The 24202-nt window shown below is 45.7% G+C and carries 19 protein-coding genes; 7 read left to right on the forward strand and 12 right to left on the reverse strand.

All coding sequences use genetic code 11. The features are described 5' to 3' along the window. Positions 1–85 precede the first annotated feature (85 nt). The 3 genes from budA to NB463_RS11500 are packed head-to-tail and all read left to right on the forward strand — an operon-like array spanning position 86 to position 3353. Positions 86–871 carry an acetolactate decarboxylase gene (gene budA / locus NB463_RS11490; RefSeq protein ID WP_258431489.1) on the forward strand — a complete coding sequence of 262 codons (786 nt, stop codon included), beginning with the start codon at positions 86–88 and terminating at the stop codon, positions 869–871. Between the two features lie 29 nt (positions 872–900). Beyond that, complete coding sequence (gene alsS, locus NB463_RS11495; RefSeq protein WP_258515992.1) at positions 901–2598, forward strand: acetolactate synthase AlsS; 1698 nt, start codon at positions 901–903, stop codon at positions 2596–2598. Next, entirely contained in the window at positions 2595–3353 is a 759-nt protein-coding gene (locus NB463_RS11500; RefSeq protein WP_005392589.1) for an SDR family NAD(P)-dependent oxidoreductase, read from the forward strand. Before alsS ends, NB463_RS11500 begins: the two co-directional genes overlap by 4 nt. Before the next feature lie 91 nt (positions 3354–3444). On the opposite strand, the gene NB463_RS11505 is transcribed toward NB463_RS11500, so the two are convergent. The 10 genes from NB463_RS11505 to NB463_RS11550 form a co-directional block, all read right to left on the reverse strand. Further along, on the reverse strand, positions 3445–5358 hold the full coding sequence (locus tag NB463_RS11505; RefSeq protein WP_258431491.1) for a BCCT family transporter: 1914 nt from the start codon (positions 5356–5358) through the stop codon (positions 3445–3447). A gap of 150 nt (positions 5359–5508) precedes the next feature. Continuing rightward, entirely contained in the window at positions 5509–6114 is a 606-nt protein-coding gene (locus NB463_RS11510) for a TPMT family class I SAM-dependent methyltransferase (RefSeq protein ID WP_258431492.1), read from the reverse strand. A gap of 124 nt (positions 6115–6238) precedes the next feature. After that, positions 6239–7441: a phenylacetate--CoA ligase family protein gene (locus tag NB463_RS11515; RefSeq protein WP_258515993.1), complete on the reverse strand. Its 1203-nt coding sequence runs from the start codon at positions 7439–7441 to the stop codon at positions 6239–6241. A gap of 9 nt (positions 7442–7450) precedes the next feature. After that, complete coding sequence (locus NB463_RS11520; protein ID WP_258431494.1) at positions 7451–8272, reverse strand: ABC transporter ATP-binding protein; 822 nt, start codon at positions 8270–8272, stop codon at positions 7451–7453. Between the two features lie 80 nt (positions 8273–8352). After that, positions 8353–9597 carry an ABC transporter substrate-binding protein gene (locus tag NB463_RS11525; RefSeq protein ID WP_006741059.1) on the reverse strand — a complete coding sequence of 415 codons (1245 nt, stop codon included), beginning with the start codon at positions 9595–9597 and terminating at the stop codon, positions 8353–8355. 45 nt (positions 9598–9642) lie between these two features. After that, positions 9643–10710, reverse strand: a complete 1068-nt coding sequence (locus NB463_RS11530; protein WP_104973556.1) for a branched-chain amino acid ABC transporter permease — start codon at positions 10708–10710, stop codon at positions 9643–9645. Positions 10711–10721: 11 nt separating this feature from the next. Continuing rightward, entirely contained in the window at positions 10722–11615 is an 894-nt protein-coding gene (locus NB463_RS11535; RefSeq protein ID WP_258431495.1) for a branched-chain amino acid ABC transporter permease, read from the reverse strand. After that, a complete protein-coding gene (locus NB463_RS11540) occupies positions 11615–13567 on the reverse strand; it encodes a long-chain fatty acid--CoA ligase (protein ID WP_258431496.1) in 1953 nt (650 codons plus the stop codon). The genes NB463_RS11535 and NB463_RS11540 overlap by 1 nt, the downstream gene beginning before the upstream one ends. After that, the gene (locus NB463_RS11545; RefSeq protein WP_005392600.1) at positions 13567–14367 is read right to left on the reverse strand and encodes an ABC transporter ATP-binding protein; all 801 of its coding nucleotides are present in this window, start codon (positions 14365–14367) and stop codon (positions 13567–13569) included. Before NB463_RS11545 ends, NB463_RS11540 begins: the two co-directional genes overlap by 1 nt. Positions 14368–14608: 241 nt before the next feature. Continuing rightward, positions 14609–16246 (reverse strand): electron transfer flavoprotein-ubiquinone oxidoreductase, encoded by a 1638-nt coding sequence (locus NB463_RS11550; protein WP_258431498.1) that lies wholly within the window; start codon positions 16244–16246, stop codon positions 14609–14611. Positions 16247–16402: 156 nt separating this feature from the next. On the opposite strand from NB463_RS11550, the gene NB463_RS11555 reads away from it, so the two are divergent. From NB463_RS11555 to NB463_RS11565, 3 genes are all read left to right on the forward strand, one after another. After that, entirely contained in the window at positions 16403–17155 is a 753-nt protein-coding gene (locus tag NB463_RS11555; protein ID WP_005386149.1) for an electron transfer flavoprotein subunit beta/FixA family protein, read from the forward strand. After that, on the forward strand, positions 17152–18078 hold the full coding sequence (locus NB463_RS11560; RefSeq protein ID WP_085343930.1) for an electron transfer flavoprotein subunit alpha/FixB family protein: 927 nt from the start codon (positions 17152–17154) through the stop codon (positions 18076–18078). The genes NB463_RS11555 and NB463_RS11560 overlap by 4 nt, the downstream gene beginning before the upstream one ends. An 87-nt stretch (positions 18079–18165) precedes the next feature. Further along, positions 18166–20193, forward strand: a complete 2028-nt coding sequence (locus NB463_RS11565; protein WP_258431499.1) for an acetoacetate--CoA ligase — start codon at positions 18166–18168, stop codon at positions 20191–20193. Positions 20194–20371: 178 nt separating this feature from the next. Here the strand turns inward: NB463_RS11565 and NB463_RS11570 are convergent, their stop codons facing one another. Continuing rightward, complete coding sequence (locus NB463_RS11570) at positions 20372–21922, reverse strand: alpha-glucoside-specific PTS transporter subunit IIBC (RefSeq protein ID WP_176319297.1); 1551 nt, start codon at positions 21920–21922, stop codon at positions 20372–20374. 55 nt (positions 21923–21977) lie between these two features. Beyond that, positions 21978–23306: a 6-phospho-alpha-glucosidase gene (locus tag NB463_RS11575; RefSeq protein ID WP_176319296.1), complete on the reverse strand. Its 1329-nt coding sequence runs from the start codon at positions 23304–23306 to the stop codon at positions 21978–21980. A 180-nt stretch (positions 23307–23486) separates the two neighbouring features. Here NB463_RS11575 and NB463_RS11580 point away from each other — a divergent pair, with 180 nt between their 5' ends. Next, positions 23487–24194 (forward strand): GntR family transcriptional regulator, encoded by a 708-nt coding sequence (locus NB463_RS11580; RefSeq protein ID WP_005373312.1) that lies wholly within the window; start codon positions 23487–23489, stop codon positions 24192–24194. Positions 24195–24202: the final 8 nt, after the last annotated feature.

Below are 24202 nucleotides of genomic sequence, written 5' to 3' on the forward strand. Positions count from 1 at the left end.
TCAAAATAAATCTTTTTTATATTGGATTTAGCACCGTGTAGAAGTCAATCTAAATATACTCTTCATTGCATAACTGGTCTTACTCATGCGTGGATTTTATAACCCTCTATGTGCTTGTTCGCTTGAAGTAGCGAAAGAATTTTCTGAATACCATCACGTTACCGGAGATAGTGAGATTTATCAGACTTCGTTAATGAGTGCTTTGATCGCTGGTGTTTACGAAGGCTCAACAACCATAGAAGAACTACTGAAACATGGGGATTTTGGTTTAGGTACGTTCAATGAATTGGATGGTGAGTTGATTGCTTTTGATAAGGAAGTTTTTCAACTCAAGTCGGATGGCTCCGCAAACCCGGCAGACCTAGCGCAAAAAACGCCCTTTGCTGTCATGACTTTTTTTAAGCCTGATATCGAGCTGCCACTGACATCGCGCATGTCACGTCATGAAGTCCATAGCCTCATAGACGACATGGTTCCAAGCGATAACGTATTTTGCGCAGTGCGCATTGATGGCGTTTTCGATTCAGTTCGCACTCGTACCGTACCTAAACAAACACGCCCTTATCGGCCAATGCTTGAAGTGGTCAAAGAACAACCAACATTCCGCTTCACGCATAAGCAAGGCGTGGTCGCCGGCTTTCGCAGCCCTAAATACACGACTGGCATCAATGTGCCCGGCTATCACGAACACTTTATTACCGATGACCGCCAAGGAGGTGGTCATATACAGGATTACAGCATTTCGTCAGGGTTCCTCCAGATTGGCAAAGTCTCACGACTAGTGATTGATACCCCAGTATCGACAGACTTCCTCAGTGCCAATTTGGCTCCGGAAGATATAAATACCGCTATAGAAAAGGCGGAAAAGTAACAAAGTCAGGCAAATAATAAGGACAACAAATGCAATCCAAACCTTCAAATAAAAATGGAGCTCAGTTGATCGCTCAACAGCTAGAGTCTCTCGGCATTAAGTACATTTTCGGTATTCCCGGTGCAAAAATCGATCGACTGTTCGATGCGATTGAAGACACTAACATCCAAATGATTCCGGTACGTCACGAGGCTAACGGCGCGTTTATGGCGGGCGTTATGGGAAGACTAACCGGCAAAGCAGGCGTCACAATGGTTACGTCAGGTCCAGGCTGTGGAAACCTAGTTACAGGGGTGGCAACAGCAAACTCCGAAGGCGATCCGCTGATTGCTATCGGTGGTGCTGTGAAACGAACTGACCAGCAAAAACAAACACACCAGAGCATGGATACCGTCAGTATTTTTCGCTCTATAACCAAGTTCAGTGCTGAAGTGCAGCATGTGGACGCCGCAAGCGAGATCATGGCGAACGCATTTCGTATCGCAGAGTCAGGTCGTCCGGGGGCTTGCTTTTTGAGTCTCCCTCAAGATGTTTTATCCGAGCAAACCCAAACGGACATTATTGTCCCCTCGCCTTACACACAGCCTGGTTGCGCAGACATCGCAGCAATCGAAGAAGCGGTCAGTCGAATCAGTAAAGCAAAGCGTTGTGTGGTTTTACTTGGCCTTCACGCGAGCCGCAGCCAAAACGCTGCTGCTATCGCCCGATTTCTTCAAAATACGCAGCTACCCGTTGTCGGCACTTACCAAGCCGCCGGCACGGTAGACATCAATTACTATCACCACTTTGCTGGGCGTGTCGGTTTATTTAATAACCAACCTGGCGATGTTTTACTGCGGGACGCCGATTTAATTCTCACCATCGGCTTTAGCCCAATAGAGTATGACCCTGAGCTTTGGAACAGCCACCGCAACCCAGTGATTCATCTCGATATTGAACCGGCAGAATACCAACTTAATTATCAGCCTTGTGTTGAAATCGTCGGAAACATTGCGCAGTCATTAGACAAAATGGGCAGCTATATCTCTGAATATGCTCGCCTTTCCCCAACGGCACTTTCAGTACTGGAAGAGGTAGCACTGCAACGGCAAGTGATCAAGACCTATCCCAATGTCTATAACAAGCAAGGGTTTCATCCACTGGCACTGATTAAAGCCATGCAATCTATCATCACACCAGATACCACGCTATGTCTTGATATGGGGAGCTTCCACATCTGGATCGCTCGTTACTTAAGTTGTTTTCGAGCTCGCCAAATGCTGGTGTCTAACGGCCAACAAACGATGGGCGTTGCACTGCCATGGGCCATTGGTGCCAGCCTACTAAAACCTGGTAGTAAAGTGGTATCGATATCGGGAGACGGCGGTTTTATGCAATCGAGCATGGAGTTAGAAACCGCGGTTAGACTGAACTGCAATATCGTCCATATTGTGTGGGTTGATAACGCCTACAACATGGTAGAAATGCAAGAGATCAACAAATATCAGCGCTGCTCTGGTGTGGAGTTTGGACCAATTGATTTCAAGGCGTACGCCGAGGCATTTGGCGCGAAAGGCTTCGCAGTGACTAGTCAACACGAATTGCTACCGACATTGAATAAAGCCATGGACGTTGAAGGACCAGCAGTGGTGGCTATCCCCGTAGATTACAGCGACAAACTGATGTTGCCGCGCACAGAGAAAAATCAAGATCCCGTTTTTGTAAGTTTCGAAGGAGAAATCGCATGAGAGGATTAAAAAATAAAGTCGCACTCGTCACTGGTTCTGCCAATGGTATTGGTTTGGCCATCGCAAAACGTTTGTATGAAGAAGGCGCAAACGTCGCTCTTGCCGATTGGAATGAAGAGCAGTTGGCAAACGCCGTTGAGGGCTTTGATAAACAGCGCGTGTCTGCGCATTCCATTGACGTTTCTGATCCAGACAAAGTCGCAGCACTGATTTCTGATGTTGTTACCCGTTTCGGTAAACTGGATATTTTAGTAAACAATGCTGGCGTACATGTCCCTGGTTCAGTGATTGAAGGTAGTGTGGAAGACTGGAAGAAGATCTCTGGTGTAAACATTGACGGCGTCGTTTATTGCGCGAAGTTTGCGTTACCTGAACTCTTAAAAACGAAAGGTTGTATGGTGAATACCGCGTCCGTTTCTGGTTTGGGTGGTGACTGGGGTGCCGCATTCTATTGCGCGAGTAAAGGCGCTGTGGTCAACCTGACTAGAGCGATGGCATTGGACCATGGTGCGGAGGGTGTAAGAATTAACGCCGTATGCCCAAGCTTAGTAAAAACCAACATGACGAACGGCTGGCCGCAGGAAATCCGCGATAAATTCAATGAGCGCATTGCGCTCGGCCGAGCCGCCGAACCTGAAGAAATTGCGTCCGTCGTGACTTTCTTGGCAAGTGATGACGCATCTTTCATTAATGGCGTAAACCTACCTGTAGACGGCGGTGCCACCGCATCAGATGGTCAACCTAAAATAGTATAAGCATTAACACTGACTGAGCAGAATTTTTAACTGTAAGGTATCCACGCCAAAAAAAGAGCCGAGTTTGTACTCGGCTCTTGTGTGTCTGTTCTTAAGCCTGCGACGCTGCTAAACCTGCCGACGCGCCGCCTAATAACACATGATTAAACTCCATTCGAGATTCTTGGGCTTGTTCAGACAGTTCTTGCTTCTTCTGTTGAGCCAACTCAAGCGCTTCGGTTAGTTGCTGTAGCTCTGTTTGCATCTCTTCTGGTAAATGATGGTCGGAAAACCCAGATTCACAGCTGTGTTCTAAGACAAATGCGCGAATTCTCTTACGCATGCTCATCAGGGCTGCCATTGCTTCGCGCTCTTCTTCAGCCGCCTGTTGAGCTAAGTCTTTAAAGCGCTCAAATTTCGCCAAAGCCATTCCCTCTGTTGACCAAGGGTCAATTTCCGGCAGTTCTTCAATGTTAATGGTTGGCTCTTCGTATTCTGCTTGATGTTTAATATCTAGGCTCGCCGCGCGAACAAAGGACACCATCAACATCACCGAGATAACTAGCAATGGTAAACCTCCCACGATCGCAGCGGTTTGTAATGTCGATAAACCTCCCATGAACATTAGGACGGTTGGCAGAAAAGACAAAGTAAACGCCCAGAACAAACGGTTCCAGCGCATCGGTTCTTCCGTCACATCATTTTGAACCACAGACGCAAGAATGTACGAGATAGAGTCAAACGACGTCGCCGTAAAAATGATACACAATAGTGTAAAAACACCAATAACGATTGGCCCTAACGGTAATGTGTCTAACGTTGCAAAAATAGCCGCTGGTGCGCCTGATTCGTTGAGGATTGCGATGACATCAAGCTCACCCGTCAATTGCAACGATAAACCATAGTTACCTAAAACAATGAAGAATAAGAAACAACCTAAAGAACCGTAAAATATAGAACCTACGACCATCTGTTTGATCGTTCTTCCACGCGAGATACGCGCAACAAACAATCCCATACAAGGAGCAAAGACCAACCACCATGCCCAGTAGAAAATAGTCCAGTCTTGCGGGAAGTGTGTATCTGTAAACTCACCATAACCACCAAACGGCTCCGCCCAGGTAGCCATAACAAAGAAGTTAGACAACATACGACCAAGAGAATCTAAGCCCGTTTCTAACATGAACACGGTTGGCCCAACGGCAAGTACAAAGAGTAACAAGCCCATCGCACCCCAGAAGTTAATGTTACTAAGGAATTTGATCCCCTTCTCAAGCCCTGCATACGCGGAGTAACCAAAAATAGCAGTACAGAGAAGTAATACAGCCACTTGGCTGAAGGTATTGTTTGGAAGACCGAAGATATGATGTAGACCACCGTTGATAAGAGGCGCTGCTAAGCCAAGCGTAGTCGCCGCGCCACCCAACATACCAAAAATAAACAACACATCAATAAACTTGCCAATACCACCGTTTGCACGCTTTTCTCCTAATACAGGCATTAACGCACTAGAAATTTTCAAAACTGGTTGTTTGCGTACATAAAAGAAGTAAGCGATAGGTAGAGCAGGAATAAGGTAAATTGACCAAGCGATCGGTCCCCAGTGAAACAGACCATAAGTCGCGGCCCAGCGAATGGCTTCTTCACTGCCTGCTTCCAACTGAAATGGTGGTGATTGATAGTAGTATGCCCACTCGATACACCCCCAATACAGAATACTTGCGCCAATACCTCCACAAAATAGCATTGCAGCCCATGAGGCGTTACCAAATTCTGGTTGCTCGTCGGCTTCACCAAGTTTGATTTGGCCAAGATCGCTGAACACCGTGTAAATCATAAAACACATTGCTGCGATACCCAGTGCGAGGTATAAAACACCAAGCTTATCGGTCATGAAAAATTTGGCCGAAGCTATCCAATCCGCACCTTGTGTGGGAAATAAAATTAAAGGTATAACGACGCTGAGTAAAAGAAAGAGTGAGCCTAAGAAGGTAGGCTTATCGATGAGAGAAAATGATTTGTCCATATTATATATCCTTATGTTTTCAAAGGACATGATCTACATTTCTCACAACTTCGCCAATTCACAACACTTATCGTTACCACAAGAATAATTGTCTTTAAAATATGCATTATGTGATGCTGATTTGGTATTCATTATTTGATGCCATAGCGTTTAAATACGGCAACTTTTCTGCCACACCATCCAGCGCTCTCTACCTTTAAAAACCTCAACACTGTTTGCCACCACTGAGGATTCCACAAGCTTAAACGCCGGTTCTAGATAACCCTCCAACTCCCCACTTCGCAAACAAAATGGAGGGAAGCGAGAGTGGTAATCATCATCTATAACGAAATAACCAATTAACAAACCGCCTCTTGGCAGCAATTTATCCACCATAGCAAAGTACTCTGGCCACTGGTCTCTCGGTAGTGCAGCAAGAAAGGCACGCTCGTAAATCACATCAAATGAGTGCGTAAAGTCGGTGTTAAATACATCCCCCAACACGACTTTATCTTTGTGCTTACCTAATGTCGATTGCGCCATTTTCACCGCTTGTTCACTGTAATCCATCGCGATCACGTCATGCCCATATTGAATAAAAGAGCTGAGTTCATAAGCAGCGCCACAGCCAGGGATAAATACAGACTGACCGCTATGAAGCGCTTTTTCTAGGTAAGCTTTTAGCTCTTGAGGTGTGGTTTTGGCATCCCATGGCATAGTGCCTTGGGTAAACAAATTATCCCAAAACTGTTGATTGATGGTCGGTGCCTGCTTCATTTATCGCCCTCCTGATTGTACTGGCACAAAAAGAAAGGGATACGCAGCACAATGTGGTATCCCCTCTCCTAGCCTTTGATTTTTACGTTGTTAGCTTTTTATAAATGCGTTTTACAATGATGGGTTAACTGCGCAGGTCATTGATTAACGGCTGCTCCGCTTGGTTCGGTACAAACTGGACATTGCCTTTCAGTTTAGTGACAGACTGGAGTGTTGCTTGAATGTCCTCTACTGATACATGCACATCATGACAACAGAACGTAATGGTATCGTTGAAGCCATCGCGCTCAATTTTCAAGGAGCCTTTAATATCGTGGCGACGACAGACTTCTTGGATCTGATGCGGATAAACAAACAGGCCTTTCACTTTCACCGCTGAGTCCGCACGCCCCATCCAGCCTTTAATTCGCGCATTCGTGCGTGGCGAATCCGAGCCCGTTTCTAGGTATGCCGATAAATCTCCCGTTGCGTAGCGAATCAGCGGAAACTTCTCATCGAGCGATGTCACGACCACTTCGCCTACTTCTCCCGGTTGTACAGGAATGCCATCAGGATTAACGATTTCCACGATGATATCTTCGGCAATCACCAAGCCTTGCTCGCCAGACACTTGATAAGCAATCAAACCAAGCTCTGCACTTGCGTAGGCTTGAGAGACTGCAATGCCTTTGTCCTCAAACATCTGTTGCATGTCTGCGGTGACCGCTTCACCAGAGACCAGCGCTTTGGTAAAACTCGGCGACTCACCGTATTGTTCTTGGTACTTTTGTAACAACGTCAGCAAGTAAGAAGGCGTGCCCGTATAACCCGTTGGCTGAAGCTGTTTAATCGCTTCAATTTGTGCCTCGGTATTCCCGACACCAGCCGGAAATACCGCGCAGCCACAAGCCCTTGCGCCACCGTCCATAATAAATCCGCCAGGCGAGAAATGGTAAGAGAGCGTGTTATGCACTAAATCGCCCGCACTAAATCCAGCCGCGTGAAACGCGCGCCCCACACGCCAGAAATCCATCTCATCCGTTTGTGCCTCATACAACGGCCCCGGTGATTGGAATACACGCGCCATCTGACCAATCGCAACACTATTTAAACCACCAAACGGCGGTTTAAATTGCTGTTGGTTTGGCATATTGAATTTGCGCGTAATCGGAAACTGGGTAAGCCCTTCACGATTATTTGCCAACGTAGGTTCTAACTCAGCAAAATGCTCCGCATAATGTTCGCTGTTGGCTTTTGCATTTTCAATCAGTGTCGGCAGACGTTGAAACAGCGATTCTTCTCGTGCCTGCGGAGACAAAGACTCTTTCGCATCAAATAGTTCGTTCATCATCGCTCCTTACAACCAACGCTTACGACGTTTGTAAGATTTCAGATTCTTAAAGCTCTTGCGATCTTCATCGCCACCGCCAAGGTAGAATTCTTTTACGTCTTCATTGTTTAGCAGTTCGTGCTTGCTGCCATCCAGTACGATTTTGCCGGATTCCATGATGTAACCGTAATCGGCCGCTTGAAGAGCGAAGTTGGCATTCTGCTCAACCAAAAGCATGGTAATGCCTTGATCTTTATTAATCTTGTTAATAATGCTGAACACCTCCTTCACCAACAGCGGCGAAAGCCCCATCGAAGGTTCATCCAACAAGATCATTTTTGGACGAGCCATCAGTGCACGACCAATCGCTAGCATTTGCTGCTCACCACCTGACAAATAACCGGCTAGACCGGTGCGCTCTTTAAGGCGAGGGAAATAATCAAACACCATTTCGATGTCTTGCTCGACTTCGTTGTCTATGCGCGTGTAAGCGCCTAAGCGAAGATTTTCTATCACCGTCATGTCTTCAACAATTCGGCGCCCTTCCATAACTTGAAAGATGCCCGAACGGACGATCTCTTCCGGGCTTTTGTTGTCTATGCGCTCGCCCATGAAGTTGATTTCGCCGCGCGTCACTTCACCATCTTCGGTTTTCAACAAACCAGAAATGGCTTTTAACGTCGTGGATTTACCCGCACCGTTGGCGCCCAGTAAGGTCACAATCTGCCCTTTTGGAACTTCTAAGCTCACACCGCGAAGTACTAGTATTACTTCGTCGTAGACGACTTCAATGTTGTTCACTGAAAGCAGTATTTCTGCCGGTTCGATATTCGTTGCTAATTCAGCCATCAAGCTACTCCTTGTTAGGGTAAGAGTGTTCTCTCACCCATCCTTATTTTCAGTAAGCTTTGTTATTAATAAGTCGTAGATTAGTAACCTAGCCAATCGTCACGACGTGACAATGTCACTTGAGACACTTTCTTAATATCGACTGCGCCGCCGTTGTTGTTACCCATAAACACGTTCACGGTTGTTGTGCCACGGTGATCTTCCGGCTTCCAGTTCGCAGGTACACAAACACCTTCTAAGCCTTGAGGGACCCAGTTGTCATGGACATACATGCCCTTCTTGATGTTTTCACCCGTGATGCCACCGTTGTCTTTCGCCCACTCCATCGCTTCTTTCATGTAGAACGCAGAACAAATGCCGCGAATGTAGTGGTGAGTTCTAAACTCGCCAGGCTCTGATTCAGACTGCTTAGAAATCTCACGAACCAGTTTCATGCCTTCGTTATCGTCTCCCCAAAACGCCGTCATGCCAGGAAAAACGTAATCTTTAAGGCCATCGCCCGCCGCTTCAAGTACTGGTTTGTCACCGCCCCAAATGTTCGCCATGTACTGGAACTCTGTACCAACCGTATTACAAGACTTCACGAGTGAGATTACCGAGCTACCGATATTGGCAATGTAACCGTAGTTGGTGCCAGACTCTTTGAGTGACAGACATTGTGCTTTGAAGTCCCCTGGTTTTAGTGACACAACGACTGGGTTTTGCACCTCAAAACCAAGCTCTTCAGCATATTCTGCACACGCTTCTTTTGGCGCATTCGGGAATGGGTGGTTATCGCCAATATGGGTAAATTTCGGCGCACCTTGGTTGCCCTTTGATTCCCAATCTTCTTTCGCCCACTTCACTAGTGCACGACACGCATCTGAGTACGACGCACCATAGAAGAAGTTATAAGGCGCTGGTTTCGCGGTTTTTGGGTTCTTGCCGGTTGGGTCCGTTAAGTGACCTGAATAAGAGGCAGAGAACACTGGCACTTTGTCTTTGGTCACAAACGAGATGAGTGCTTCGGTATCTGCCGTGCCCCAACCTTGTAGCGCAACCATGTCTTTACGCGCCACCCAACGTTTGTAGTTGGAAATCGCTACTGGCACTTTATACGCCATGTCTACTGTTTCAAATTCGAGCTCGGTACCGTTAATGCCACCGTTTTGGTTAATCCAACGCAATGCGTCTCGTACGCCAGAACCATAGGGCTTGCTCACATAGGCTGTTGGTCCAGAAAAGTCGACTAATTGCCCGACAAATACAGAGTCTTTTGCCCAAGTGGCGGTAGTAAACAGTGCCGAAGATAGCACCAACGTTGTCGCTAAATGTCCTTTGTTCATAACTCGTTGTCCTTGTTATTGAGGTATATTCCACTTAATTCCACGTTAATATGAGAACGGATAGTGTTTCCAATATGCTCGAATCTGTTGCCAGCGATGCGACAACCCTTGAGGTTCGAAAATGAGGAACAGCATGATGACTAAACCAATCGCCATTTCTTTGAAGTAAGCCAGGCCATCAATGAACGAAGTGTTATTGCTAAACTCAGCCAACCCCGTCACGCCAAACTCTAAAACTTCAGGCAGCAATACGATAAATATCGTACCCATCAGTGTGCCTTTGACTGAACCCAAGCCGCCAATGATGATCATTGCCAGGAACTGGATTGACATCATGATGGTGAAGCCTTCTGCTGAAACGAATCCTAAGTAATGTCCGTATAGTGCGCCCCCGATGCCTGCATAAAACGCACACACACCGAATGAGAGCAGACGATACTTAGTTAGGTTGATGCCCATGATTTCTGCCGACAGGTAGTGATCTCGTACCGAGACAAACGCGCGACCATCACGAGAACGGATCAAGTTCGATGCCCACATGTACATAAAGATCAACGCAAACAGAGCAATGTAAAAGAAGCTTTCATCGGTCGTAAACTCAAAGCCAAACAGATTGATAGGGTTTGCACCAGCACCATATGAGCCGCCACTGAACCAGTCTGCGCGAGCAAAGAAGTCCTCTAAAATAAACTGCGCAGCCAAAGTCGCAATCGCGAGATATAAGCCTTTAATTCGCGCAGCTGGCAGACCAAACAGCATCCCGACAATCATGGTTAAGTAACCCGCAAGCGGAATCGCAAACACGACTGGAATGTTGAACTGGTTATTCAGCCAAGCCGATGCAAAGGCACCAAAGCCAAAAAACGCACCATGGCCGAGGGAGATTTGTCCTGTAAAACCAACCAGAATGTTTAAACCCAGCGCCGCGATACCGAGATACGCAATCTGAATAAACAGGTTAAGAAAATATATATCCAATACCAAAGGCGCAGCCAACATGGCGATCACACCTGCAATCGCTAGGCTTCTAATGGTTTTGGTTTCAAAAATTGGCGTATCACTTTTGTATGTGGTTCGAAAATCCCCACATGGGCGCATGCTAAGTTGAGCCATGTTATTTCTCCTTAAATACGCTCGATATCTTTGGTACCAAACAGGCCGTATGGCTTGAAGGCAAGAATGATTAACAGCACATAGAATGGTGCGATGTTGTACAGGTTACCCACTTGCAGGTATTGGCTATCAAAAAACTCAGCTAAGTTCTCTAGCACCCCGATGGTGATACCACCGACAATTGCGCCGACTACAGAATCTAAGCCACCTAAAATAACGGCTGGGAAAACTTTGATACCAATAATGGATAGCGCGTCAGATACGCCGTTAACGATCCCGATAACAATCCCTGCTGTTGCAGATACCATGGCCGAAATAGCCCAACTGATGGCGAACACTTTCTTGATGGAAATGCCAAGACTCTGGGCGACTTGCTGGTTAAATGCCGTTGCGCGCATTGCCAGACCCATTTTGCTGAATTTGAAGAACCAGTAGAACGCCCCCATGATGAGCATCGAGAAGATCAAACTCAGAATGTAAGCGAACTCAACGTTCAAACCACCGATATTCACCACATTTGTTTCGAACACTTGCGGATACGACACAGCTGAGACACCAAATATCCATTTCATCAATGCTTGGAAGAACATAGACAGACCGATGGTCACCATGATCACAGAGATAATCGGTTCACCAATTAACGGTCTGAGCACAATGGTTTGCACGGCGATACCGAACACCATCATGAACGCGAGCGTGAGTAAAAAGCCGATAAAAAATGGCAGTTGCAGATGAACAAGCGCCGCCCAACATACCCACGCACCAATCAGAAGAAACTCCCCCTGAGCGAAGTTCACCACCTGGGTCGATTTGTATATCAGTACAAAGCACATGGCGACAACGCCATACAACATGCCAACGGTCACGCCATTAATGACGAGTTGCAGTAATAAATCCGTATTCACTATGCGATCCTCCGTTGTTCGCTATCCACTAGTGTTGGCTCATGCTCAATAAGCGTTTCAATAACTAGCGACGTTTGAATGCGTGTTTTGGTGCCATCCTGATAAGTGATCACTGTATCGACATCGACTTTTGGATCATCGCTGTAGATGGTTTCGATGATGTCTCCGTATTTCTCCGCAACCACACCACGACGCACTTTACGCGTACGAGTTAGCTCGCCATCGTCAGCATCCAGCTCTTTGTAAAGTAGAATGAATTTGCTGATCTTCTGTGCATCTGGCAGTGATTCGTTCACTTTCAGCACTTCTTCACGAATGGCTTGATACACTTCTGGTTGAGCAGATAAGTTGGTGTAGTTAGTGAATGCTAAGCCTCGCTGCTCTGCCCACTTCGCGACGATCGCATAGCGAATACAGATGATGGCAGACAGCCAAGGTCGACCTTTACCTACCACCACGGCTTCTGCAATAAACGGCGAGAACTTGAGTTTATTTTCAATGAACTGCGGAGAGTAGCGGTCGCCATGGCTGGTTTCCGACATATCTTTCAGACGATCAATCACCACCAAGTGACCAGAGTCTTTAAAGTAACCCGCATCACCCGTGTGCATCCATCCGTCTTGCACGTCTTCGTCATACGCTTCCTGGTTGTTCAGGTAGCCAGTAAACATGCCCGTACTTTTCGCGATGATCTCACCCACGCCATTGCTGTCTGGGTTGATGACTTTCACTTCTGCATTGTCAAACGCGACGCCGACGGAATCGTAATCCACGTCATCGGCTTGGTGGACGGTGTACGCACCACACATTTCGGTTTGACCGTAAAGCTGCTTGAGTGGTACGCCGATCGCTTGCAGATAACGGAAAGTATCCGGTCCCATCGCCGCACCACCCGTCGCAGCAGATGCTAGATTCGAGAAACCTAAGCGGTCACGCAGAGCACGTAGCAAAATCCATTCAGCGAGTTTTGAACGTTTACCCTGCTCCAACGCTTTATTCGCTAAGCTCATGCCCAGTTTGTACATCTTCTGCTTAAACGGTGTGGAATCCATCATTCGTGCAGACACGTCTGCCACAATGTTTTCCCACACTCGCGGCGCAAGCAGCATGAAGTTCGGGCCAATTTCGCGCAAGTCAGACATCATGGTTTCTTGTTCTTCCACGAAGTTAACGATTTGACGAGAAATCAACGCCTGACCAACCACATACACCTGCTCCATAATCCAAGGCAAAGGCAGAACAGAAACGTAGTTGTCGCCTGGAGAGCGCGGGTCGGCACGCAGATAAGCCGCACAGTGATCTAAGAAAGTGCCGCTGTGTAGCTGAGCCAACTTTGGTTTGGAAGTCGTACCCGACGTGGTACAAAGAATCGAAAGATCACTGCCTTTGGTTGCCGCAACCATATTGAGATATTTATCCGGATCCGCTTTGTCGATCAGTTGACCTTTTTTATAGACCTGCTCAACATCAATCAGTCGTGGGTCGTCGTACTTGCGCATTCCACGCGGGTCACAATAGATAATGAATTCTACGCTTGGGATCTCATCACCGAGCTCAAGTAGCTTATCGCATTGCTCTTCATCTTCCGCAACCACGACTTTTGCTTTGGCATAGTTGATGAGGTACGCCACTTCTTCGTGCATGGAATCTTGATAGATGCCCAGCGAGAAACCTTTGATCGCATGTGCTGCTAACTCGCCCCATACCCATTCCGGGCGGTTATCACCTAGCAAACCAACGACATCTTGCTCACCAATACCCAAATCTTGTAGTGCCAGAGCCATCCACTTCACTCGATTTTCATAATCTTGCCAAGTGAACTCTCGCCAAATGCCAAACTCCTTTTCACGCATTGCGACTTGCTCGGGCCAGTGCTTGGCATTGTGCTGCAACACTTTTGGAAAGGTATCTAAGCAGGTTATATCTGCCCAATCATTATGTTGCTGTGCCATTATGCACTCTCCTCTAATGTCGGTAGCTCTTCGCCTAAGTACGCTTGTTTCACATGTGGGTTGGCCATCACTTCTTCTGGCTCGCCCATCGCAATGTGTTTACCAAAGTCCAACACCAATACGCGGTTAGAGATATCCATCACCACGCCCATATCGTGCTCGATCATGATGATGGTGATGTCTAACTCTTCGTTTAAATCCATGATGTAACGCGCCATGTCTTCCTTTTCTTCCAAGTTCATGCCTGCCATTGGTTCATCAAGCAGCAGTAACTTAGGTTTTAAGGCAATGGCACGAGCAAGCTCTACACGTTTACGTAAACCGTAAGAAAGCGTGCCAGCGGTGGCTTTGCGAATGTGCTGAATTTCAAGAAAATCGATTACGTCTTCTACGTATTTACGGTGCGCCATTTCTTCTTTCTGCGCGTTAGAGAACCAGTAAAGTGGTCCTGTGACGAAGTTGTTTTTCAGTAGGTGATGTCGACCAACCATAATGTTGTCGAGTACCGACATATGAGAAAAGAGTGCTAAGTTCTGGAAGGTCCTTCCCAACCCTAACTCAGCTCGTTGGCTAGGTGTTCGTTTGGTTACATCATCTCCAGCGAAGATTACAGAGCCTTTGTTTGGTGTGTATCGACCAGAGATGCAATTGAGCATTGAGGTTTTACCTGCACCGTTTGGACCAATGATTGAAAAGATTTCCTTTTCATTCACATGGAAGCTCACGTCAGTTAGAGCTTTCACCCCACCAAAAGCCAATGAAATATCGTTTACCTGCAACAGAGGCGATTCCGATACCATAGTTGATCTCCCTTTCGTTATTTAAGTGCGTTCCATTGAGCACTATTTGATTAAACCTAACTTTGATACTGGTAACCGCTTTTACACCTATGCATCAACTTTGCATTCAGTTTACGTAAACGTCAATTTAAAATCAGAATAGTGCTTGAAAGATTAAGTTGCAATCGAGTTCATCGAGAAAGATTTGAACTAACGCAAACTTTAAGTAAATAAATTGTTAATAAAAATTATTCTCAGACGACTACATATTCGGATAGTTAGGGCCACCACCACCTTCCGGCGGTGTCCAGGTAATATTTTGACTTGGATCTTTGATGTCGCAGGTCTTACAGTGGATACAGTTCGCCGCATTTATTTGCAGCTCTGGCTGCTGATCCCCCTGTACGATTTCATAAACGCCAGCCGGGCAATAGCGCTGTGCTGGCTCTGCATATAACTCAAGATTCTGCTCGATGGGAATGCGCTGGTTCGCCAAACGTAAGTGGCACGGCTGATCTTCCTCATGGAAGATATTGGATAGATAAACAGAAGAGAGGCGATCGAAACTTAACACACCATCAGGCTTCGGATAGACAATTTCATTGCTGTTTTCCGCCAATAACAGAGACTGATGATCAGGCTTGTCACAGCGGATATGCCACTTAGCTTTACCTTTTAACACGTTATGTTCCAGCAGCGCTAAGCCACCGCCCAGCCACGATCCAAAGCGGTGAATGCCACTTGAGAAGTTACGTGCTTGATAAAGCTCTTCATACAGCCAAGACTGTTTGAAATGCTTTTGATAATCAGCAGTAACTGACTGACTCTCAAGGGCTTCACATACTGCTTCGGCGGCAAGCATGCCAGATTTCATTGCGGTGTGCGTGCCTTTGATTTTAGCGCCGTTAAGCGTTCCTGCATCACAGCCAATCAACAAGCCACCAGCAAACTGTTGCGTGGGAAGCGAATGGAAACCGCCCTTGGTGATCGCTCTTGCGCCATAACTAATTCGTTTACCATTTTTGAGGTATTGCTCAATCATCGGGTGATGTTTAAAACGCTGAAATTCATCGAATGGACTCAAGTGCGGATTCTTATAGTTCAAGTCAACAATCAACCCGACGGCAACTTGGTTTCCCTCTAAATGGTAGAGGTAGCTGCCACCTGTGGCTTCGTTCGCTAACGGCCAGCCTAAGCCGTGAACCACTAACCCTTGTTGATGCTGCTCTGGTGGTATTTCCCACAGCTCTTTAAAGCCGATAGCGTAATGTTGAGGCGTTTTATCTTCAGCGAGATTAAATCGATTAATCAACTGCTTACCAATATGACCCCGCGCGCCTTCAGCAAATAAAGTAAACTTCGCTCGCAGTTCAATACCAGGTTCGAAATTTCCTTTTTGTTCACCATTTTTGTCTAATCCCATATCGCCCGTGATCACACCACAAACGCGGTTGTCTTCATCGATGATGGCTTGACTGGCGGTAAAACCTGGGTAGATCTCCACCCCTAAGTTCTCAGCCTGCAACGCCATCCATCGGCATAGGCTGCCCAAGCTGATAATGTAGTTCCCATCATTGTGCAACGTGCTAGGCACTGCCCAAGACGGCAGTTCATGACCATTGATTTCATTGCCCAGATAATAGGTTTTATCTTGGTTTACTTTGGTATTGAGCGGAGCGCCCTTCTCTTCCCAGTCGGGAAACAGTTCATCCAAACTGCGCGTTTCAAACACCGCACCCGATAAAATATGCGCTCCAACTTCAGAGCCTTTTTCTACCACGCAAACAGAGAGGTCTTGTTCTTTTTCTGCTGCTAATTGTTTGATTCGGCATGCCGCAGACAAACCTGCGGGACCAGCTCCTACAATCAGAACATCAAATTCCATGCAGTCTCTTTCCATGATTGCATTCCTTTTTCTTTGCATGTTGCCAACTTGTTAAGCAACAATATATTTAAAGTTGACGCAAACGTAAAGGTAAATTAACATCATTTTAAAGACGTCATCACATCGTCTTCACTGTAAACACATAGTCTTCACTGTAAAAAGGAATCTAACGTGAAAATACTAGTGCCAATCAAAAGGGTCATTGATCCCTACGTTAAAGTTCGTGTGAAAGCGGACCATAGCGATGTTGAAACCAATAACGTCAAGATGACGATTAATCCATTTTGCGAAATAGCCGTTGAAGAAGCCGTACGACTAAAAGAGCAAGGTATTGCAGATGAAGTCATCGTTGTCAGTGCTGGCGGTAGCCAATGTCAGGAGCAACTACGTACTGCGCTTGCGTTAGGTGCCGATCGCGCTATTCATGTCGATACTGAAGACAAAATAGAGCCATTAGTCGTCGCTAAGCTGCTCAAAGCTCTGGTTGAGCAAGAACAAGCACAGCTTGTGATTACGGGTAAACAATCCATTGATACTGACAACAACCAAGTGGCTCAGATGCTGGCAGCCCTACTTGACTGGCCTCAAGCAACTTTCGCTTCCGACGTTAAGATAGAAGATCAAAAAGTTCAGGTCGTGAGAGAAGTGGATGGCGGCTTGATGACGGTTGCGATGAACTTACCTGCTGTGATCAGTACTGACTTACGCCTGAATGAACCGCGTTTTGCCTCTTTGCCTAATATAATGAAAGCCAAGCGCAAGCCGTTAGATACAATCACACCTGACAGTCTGGGTGTTGAAGTGGTATTTAGCCAAACCATTCAAGAAGTCACACCGCCAGCGCAAAGAAAAGGTGGCATCAAGGTTGAATCTGTCTCAGAGCTTCTCGATAAACTACGTAACGAAGCGAAGGTAATTTCATGAAGAACTTAATCATAGCAGAGCATGACAATAACCAATTGCATGCGGACACACTCAAAGTGGTTAATGCAGCAAAACAAGTCAGCCAAGACAATGTTTTGATCGTAGTAGGCCACCAGTGTGAAGAAGTCGCTCAGCAAGCCTGTCGCGTTGATGGTATATCAAATGTAATTTGTGTCGATGATGAGCAACTTAAGCATCAATTTGCCGAGAGTATCGCACCTATTGTGGTGAGTATTGCTGAAGGTTTTGACGCAATCTGGGCTAGCTCATCATCAAAAGGGAAAGATCTTGCACCGCGAATAGCAGCGAAGTTCGGCGTTGGGCAAATCTCCGATATTGTCCAAGTTATCGATGAAAACACTTTTATCCGCCCTATTTACGCAGGAAACGCATTTGCCAAAGTGACCACCAGCGACAAGGTTCGCGTCGTCACCGTGCGCGCGTCTGCGTTTGAGCCGGTTACTTGTCACAACCAAGCTGATATTAAGCCTCAGCAGGTCACTATCTCAGACCCAATGGTTGAATTGGTTTCTGTTGATAAAACCGTGTCAGAACGTCCTGAATTAAGCGCGGCAGAGGTGGTTGTGTCAGGTGGACGCGGGGTCGGTAGCAAAGAGAACTTCGCGTTGATCGAACAAGTTGCCGATAAACTAGGTGCTGCCATTGGCGCTTCTCGCGCGGCGGTTGATGCAGGGTTTGTTGCCAACGATTTACAAGTGGGTCAAACCGGTAAAATCGTTGCGCCTAAGCTTTATATTGCGGTCGGGATCTCCGGAGCAATCCAACACCTTGCAGGAATGAAAGAGTCCAAAGTGATTGTCGCGATCAACAAAGATCCTGAATCTCCTATCTTTGAAGTTGCCGACTATGGATTGGTTGGTGATTTATTTGAGGTACTACCTCAGCTTGCCGAACAACTTTAAACAATCAGATAAGGGGCGAACACTGCTATATTCGCCCCTTTATTTTGTTTTGGTCATATTCAAAAAGAATTGAAATTAGAGGGACCTATGCAAAATTCTGCACCTATTTGGTCACCATCTGCTGAGCGCATCAGCAATAGCAACTTGCTACGATTTATCGAGACGGTTAATGCGCACCAAACCGAAGATATCTCAATCAATAATTACACGTCTTTACACCAGTGGTCCATTGACCACAATGACGAATTTTGGCGACATACCTGGCATTTCTGTAACGTCATTGGAAATATTGGCTCGCAAGTCAAAAGCCTTGGAGCTCCCAAGTGGACACAGACAGATTCTACTCAGAGCCATGTAAATAGGGACACCGTATGGTTTGCTGACGCCACGCTTAACTACGCAGAGAACCTCCTATCTCAGGCCGAACAAACACCTGAGCGTGAGTTTATCGTTTTTACTAATGAACGCGGTGAACACAGGCAGCTCACTGGTACACAGTTGCTCGAACAAGTGTCTGTCGTTCAGCAATGGCTACTCAATTGTGGTGTTGGCAAAGGCGATGTCGTTGCGGGTTATTTGCCCTACCTTCCTGAAACCGTTATAGCCATGTTGGCTACTACCAGCCTTGGCGCTATTTGGACTTCAACCTCGCCTGATTTTGGTATCGATAGCGTCGTAGAGCGTTTTGGTCAGGTCAAACCGAAAGTTCTTTTTTGCTGTGATGGCTACCAGTTCGGAGGCAAAGCTTTCGATATGACGGACAAGAACACCACTCTTAGTAGCAAGCTAAGCAGAGTCTCCGAAGACGCAACCATTAGCGTATGCCAAATCGAATATTTACAAAACGCTAAGAGTGCTTGCACTTCTGACTTTGTGTATTGGTCCGATATTACTCACCACTTTTCTCCACAATCAATTCAATATCAACCAACACTGTTTAACGACCCGTTATTCGTTTTGTATTCTTCTGGTACAACAGGTCAACCTAAGTGTATTGTCCATTCCGTGGGCGGTACCTTGCTCAATCACCTCAAAGAACATCAACTGCATTGCGACATCAAACCACAAGACAAGGTTTTCTACTACACAACATGTGGCTGGATGATGTGGAACTGGCATGTTTCAGCACTTGCGAGTGGTGCTACCTTAGTGATTTACGATGGTAGTCCGGTTTACCCTGATCATTCCGTCTTATGGCGATTAGCGGAAGAACATAGCGTGTCACTGTTTGGTACGTCAGCGAAATACCTAGAGGCGCTAGAGCAGGCGAGCTACTCTCCCAAGTCAGAACATGACCTGAAATCACTCACAACCCTGTGTTCGACTGGCTCGGTGCTTTACCCAGAACAATTCAATTATGTCTATCAGCACATCAAGCAGGACTTGCATCTCGCTTCTATCGCTGGCGGCACGGATATTTGCGGGTGCTTTGTACTTGGAAACCCTATCTCACCAGTTTACAAAGGTGAATGCCAAGGCGCAGGGCTGGGAATCGACGTGCGTGTTTTGGACGACGAGGGAAAAACCATTACACAGCAACGCGGCGAACTAACGTGCAATAACTCACTACCTAACTTCCCTATTGGGTTTTGGCACGACAACGGCGAACGCTATCACAACGCTTATTGGAGCAAGTTTACTGATATCTGGCACCACGGCGACGATGTGATGCAAACCGAACATGGCGGCTTTATTTTTTATGGCCGTAGCGATGCGACATTGAATCCAGGCGGCGTACGAATCGGCACCGCTGAGATCTATCAGCAAGTGAACGCGTTACCCGAGGTCGAGGACTCCATCGCCGTCGGCAAGTTAAACCAGCAGTCTGAAGAAATCTGGTTACTAGTAAAACTCGCTCACGACGTCGAGTTAACCCAACAACTCACCGATTCAATTCGCCAAACATTAAAAACAAAATGTTCACCGCGCCATGTACCACGCCAAATTTTTGCTATCAGTGATATTCCTAAAACGCGATCAGGAAAACTGGTTGAACTAGCCGTGAAACAACTGGTGAACGGGCAAGCTGTAAAAAATATTGGTGCCATTGCTAACCCAGAAGTGCTGGAAGAAATTAAAACGCTTTTCAACATAGAAGGCGCCACTGTCACTTAGAAACCCAACAAGTCTTCCAACAATACAGACGGGTATAACCTAACTGTATTTTTAGCTCGCTCGATAACTCCTCCCCACTTTTGTGAAAACTGAGCGAAATATGCTTCATGTACACAAAAAAGGTGAGATAATTCTATCTCACCTTTGAACCATATGAGCTGGAGCATTAGTTTGGGGGTTAAGCTTTTATCAGTTGGCTCATATCTTCGCGAACTTGTGGCACCGTTAAACCAACGATGATTTGAAGGCTCTCTTGATTTCTAACAATATTCACCGCTCCGTGCTGTGTGAAAAATGCGTTCTCCTTTACAAGGGAGACATCTTTAACTTTAACACGCAGACGCGTCGCGCAATTAGTTAACAATTCAATGTTTTCTTTTCCACCCAAACCTTCAATAAAGGCACTAGCTTGTGACGGACTTGCGCTACTGTTGTGGACCGCTTTCGCTTCTTTGTAGTCAGTTTTGGAATACAACTTACTATCTGCACCTTCACGTCCCGGAGTAAGTATGTTGTATTTTAAAATAAGCGCGCGAAACGTCACAAAGTAAACACCAGTAAACATGAGACCAATAATAATCTGAATCACGTATGTTCCCGCATGGTTACCAGCCAAAGGCAACCAGTTTTGGAAAATAAAGTCTATCAAGCCAGTCTGAAAGTTACCGGAAACACCAAACATAAAGGCGAACGTTGCCATTGTCGCAGATAACAACGCATGCAAAGCAAACAGCGCAGGTGCGATAAATAAGAATGTAAACTCTATTGGTTCAGTGATCCCTGTAAGAATTGCTGTGATTGCGGCTCCGAGCACTAACCCCATCACCATCTTTTTATTTTCTTTTTTCGCAACTGAATAAAGTGCTAGTGCGATACCCGTACAACCAAACACTTTACCCATTCCCGTCAACATCAAACCACCTTGGGGAAATTGTGTCGTTAAACTTTCCGAGCTCTGGGCGAATGTCTGTATATTTTGAATCCAATAGGCAACCGTCCCGCCATCGACTGCAACTGGCCCATAAAAAACGGGACCATATACGAAATGATGCAACCCCGTTGGTATCATGATTCGCTCTAAAAACGTAAATAGCCATACCCCTAAAGATCCAGCAGAAACCAAAAATGATTGCAGATTGTTAATACCATGCTGAATACTTGGCCAAGTCAAACAAGTTAGAATTGCCATCACGACCATAATTGGGAAACTAATGATCACAACCAATGGCGTTCCGCCAAATACAGCCGCCCAATCCGGTAGCTTTTTATCAAAGAATCGGTTGTGAACCCAAACAGAAAGACTTGCAATTAAAATGGCACCTAGCAAGTTTGTATCAAGCGTTAGAATGCCACCAACTTCAGTCAAACCTCGCTCACCTTCCGTATAGTTAACGCCCAGTTCTGGTCCCCAAAATTGAAGGATTCCACCAATAACGTAGTTAAACGTAATGTAGGAAACGAGTGTTGCAAGTACAGCGCGACCAGATGCTTTTTTAGCTAAAGCGATAGGTAACCCAACGGCAAAAATAAGTGCCATATTTTTAAATACGGCGAGTGATGCCTGTAAAATGATCGTCGAGACTTTAACCCAAGCACTCCCCTCCAGTGCCCAAGGAAACACTTCTTGATTTAACAGCACAACGGAGAAACCCAATAACATGCCCGCTGCTGGAAATAATAGAACGGGAACAAACATCGCGGCCCCGAACCTTTGAATAATGTCTTTCATATAAACCTCTTGTTTCATTCACGGAGCCTACAAGTAGGCCCCGAACGTCCAGTTGTTATTGAAAAAATTGAGGAAGGTAGGCTTTATTTTCTTCTAGTAATTGTTTTGTTATTTCTTTAGCTTTTGGCACATTAACCACGGTACGGTTAAGTGTGAGTGCATTAATCAGCTTTTGCTGACTTCCTTCGTACCAAGCATCCACGACTAATTTCTCGTAACCAAGTTGGTTCTCAATCATGGCTTTTTGGAAAGTTGGGATTTTTCCTACAGTAAAAGCTTTCGGTCCATCACTAGTTAGCGCTGCAGGAACTTCTACCATAGCGTCATTTTGTAAGTTTGTAATAGCACCATTATTCGGTACGATGACGAGATATACATCGCTCAAGTTGTAGGCTAGCGAAGCCGCGACTCTCACCATGTATCGACCATGGATATCGGCATGCAGTGTTTCGTGCTTCGTGGTGCCCGCTTCAATTATTCTTGCGTTCAATTCGAACACTCGCTTCTCACGGCCGTTAATTACCTGCCTTGCGCGAGTATTGTTGATATCCTCTTTCGCCACCATTTTTTCAGGGTACAAATAGTATTGAAGATACGTATTCGGCAAAAACTCTGGATTATCAGCAAGCATCGTTCTCATGTTTTTGAATGTGGCTTGCCACGATGGGTCATCCGCTATTTCCGCATCAACCGCACTGATCCCTTCTTTTAAGATGATATTTTTAATTTTATCCGTTAAGTCATCACCCTGTTTGTTACGAATTTTGGTAAACCAGCCATAGTGATTAAGCCCAAAGTATTCAGGAACAAAGTCCCAAATTTCACACCCTAACAATTGCGCATAGCTGACCATAATCGCTGCTGGCATATCACAGATATTTAGAATTCGCTTATCATGCGGAAATTCACGATTTAAAGCTTCAGCGACAATTGCCGCCGGGTTGGTGTAATTAAGAATCCACGCATCTGGACACGTTTGTCGGATCTCGTTCACTAGCTGGATCATGTCGCCGATAGAGCGAAGTCCATATGCCATTCCTCCCGCGCCACATGTCTCTTGCCCAACACAAGAGTTGGATAGCGGGATTTGTTCATCGCGCTCGCGCATGGCCAACCCACCAGTGCGGATCTGGATAAAGAAAAAGTCCGAATCTGCGAATGCGACAGATTTATCCGTTGTATAAACAAACTCTTCAACTTCTGGATAGTGTTCTCGCAATAGAATTTCAGTAGCTAATGCATTCGACTCTTGGCGTTTTTCATCTATGTCGTAAAACACGACTTTTGCGAGTGGAAAGTTATCTTTTTCGGCAATAAGGCTGTTCATCATACCAAGTGTGTATGTACTGCCAGCACCAACAATCGTTAATTTTTGACGTTTCATTTCGCTACCTCAAATGTTTACCCTGAAAATGTATAAAATAAGTATTAATACTTTTATGATACATTTAAAGTGTAAGCACAAAGATACGAGATAAAAATCACACAAAGATCCTAAGGAAAAGTATTAACTACATCTCAGATCACATTCTTGCTATCATGATCCAAGACTTAGCGAGGTATTATGAAACCCAAATACATAGACATTGCGGAACGATTAGAAAAAAAGATCAAAGATGGGGAACTACAACCTAAATCGATGCTTCCAAAAGAGAGTGATTTGCAAGAAGAGTTTTCCGTAAGCCGCGTAACCATCAGAAAAAGCTTACAAATTCTGGTCGACAATAATTTAATTAGTCGGACAAGAGGTAGTGGAACTTATGTAAACGATCTAAAAGCCCAACATGATGCCTTACATTTGCTGGGTTTTATCGAGGAAGTCAGTAAACAGGGGAAAACTCCTAGCTCTCAAGTCATAAAGTTCGAACTTAAAAAGCCGAATGAGCAGGTTGCTAAGCAGTTAAATCTCTCACCCAATGATGATACATATGAAATACATAGACTCAGATGTATTAATGATGAGCCTGAGATTTACGAAGTCACTCATATGCCAGCAGTGTTATTTCCAGACTTGAGCATAGCCATAATGAATGGTTCTAAATATGAGTACATTGAAAATAGCAAAGGATTGAAAATTGCGAAAAGCAGTCAGTCTGTCAAACCGTATTTGTTAGATGCAGAGACGGCCTCATACCTGAATGAATCAGAAGCTTCCCCTATTCTAAAAGTTGAGTCCACTGGTTACCTAGAAGATGGTCGTGCATTTGAATATACCGTCAATTACTTCCGACTTCATCAATACAGCTTCGAGTTTATTTCAACTAGGACGTAGTACTATTC

Origin of the sequence: Vibrio sp. RM-41-2B (assembly GCF_024744415.1) — a bacterium.
GTDB lineage: Bacteria > Pseudomonadota > Gammaproteobacteria > Enterobacterales > Vibrionaceae > Vibrio > Vibrio diabolicus.

Coding starts and splice junctions, on each gene's coding strand:
- NB463_RS11565 (WP_258431499.1), top strand. CDS start 18,166: ATGCAAAATTCTGCACCTATTTGGTCACCATCTGCTGAGCGCATCAGC.
- NB463_RS11515 (WP_258515993.1), bottom strand. CDS start 7,441: ATGAACGAACTATTTGATGCGAAAGAGTCTTTGTCTCCGCAGGCACGA.
- NB463_RS11575 (WP_176319296.1), bottom strand. CDS start 23,306: ATGAAACGTCAAAAATTAACGATTGTTGGTGCTGGCAGTACATACACA.
- NB463_RS11580 (WP_005373312.1), top strand. CDS start 23,487: ATGAAACCCAAATACATAGACATTGCGGAACGATTAGAAAAAAAGATC.
- NB463_RS11560 (WP_085343930.1), top strand. CDS start 17,152: ATGAAGAACTTAATCATAGCAGAGCATGACAATAACCAATTGCATGCG.
- NB463_RS11520 (WP_258431494.1), bottom strand. CDS start 8,272: ATGGCTGAATTAGCAACGAATATCGAACCGGCAGAAATACTGCTTTCA.
- NB463_RS11540 (WP_258431496.1), bottom strand. CDS start 13,567: ATGGCACAGCAACATAATGATTGGGCAGATATAACCTGCTTAGATACC.
- NB463_RS11510 (WP_258431492.1), bottom strand. CDS start 6,114: ATGAAGCAGGCACCGACCATCAATCAACAGTTTTGGGATAATTTGTTT.
- alsS (WP_258515992.1), top strand. CDS start 901: ATGCAATCCAAACCTTCAAATAAAAATGGAGCTCAGTTGATCGCTCAA.
- NB463_RS11550 (WP_258431498.1), bottom strand. CDS start 16,246: ATGGAAAGAGACTGCATGGAATTTGATGTTCTGATTGTAGGAGCTGGT.
- NB463_RS11570 (WP_176319297.1), bottom strand. CDS start 21,922: ATGAAAGACATTATTCAAAGGTTCGGGGCCGCGATGTTTGTTCCCGTT.
- budA (WP_258431489.1), top strand. CDS start 86: ATGCGTGGATTTTATAACCCTCTATGTGCTTGTTCGCTTGAAGTAGCG.
- NB463_RS11530 (WP_104973556.1), bottom strand. CDS start 10,710: ATGGCTCAACTTAGCATGCGCCCATGTGGGGATTTTCGAACCACATAC.
- NB463_RS11525 (WP_006741059.1), bottom strand. CDS start 9,597: ATGAACAAAGGACATTTAGCGACAACGTTGGTGCTATCTTCGGCACTG.
- NB463_RS11500 (WP_005392589.1), top strand. CDS start 2,595: ATGAGAGGATTAAAAAATAAAGTCGCACTCGTCACTGGTTCTGCCAAT.
- NB463_RS11545 (WP_005392600.1), bottom strand. CDS start 14,367: ATGGTATCGGAATCGCCTCTGTTGCAGGTAAACGATATTTCATTGGCT.
- NB463_RS11505 (WP_258431491.1), bottom strand. CDS start 5,358: ATGGACAAATCATTTTCTCTCATCGATAAGCCTACCTTCTTAGGCTCA.